Below are 342 nucleotides of genomic sequence, written 5' to 3' on the forward strand. Positions count from 1 at the left end.
GCCCTGGTAGGCGACGGACGAGTCGATGTAGCGGTCCGAGATGACGACGGCTCCGCGCTCCAGTGCGGGACGGACGACGGTGTCGACGTGTTCGGCGCGGTCCGCCGCGTACAGCAGGGCCTCGGAGCGGTGCGAGAGCCCCGCTGAGGAGACGTCGAGCAGGATCGAGCGCAGGCGCTTGCCGATCGGCGTCGAGCCGGGCTCCTTGGTGACGACGACCTCGTGCCCCTTGGCGCGGATCCACTCGGCGAGCACCTCGACCTGCGTGGACTTGCCCGCTCCGTCGCCGCCCTCCAGCGCGATGAAGAAGCCGCTGGCGGCCGGGGCCTGGCGCGGCTGGCC

General features: G+C 72.5%; 1 protein-coding gene. It reads right to left on the reverse strand.

Annotated features, from left to right (window positions below):
- Window positions 1–342 (reverse strand): dTMP kinase (gene tmk, locus J0695_RS42065; RefSeq protein ID WP_206970067.1); only part of this gene is annotated, 342 nt, incomplete at both ends.

This window comes from Streptomyces beijiangensis, from assembly GCF_017315755.1.
Taxonomy (GTDB): Bacteria; Actinomycetota; Actinomycetes; order Streptomycetales; family Streptomycetaceae; genus Streptomyces; species Streptomyces beijiangensis.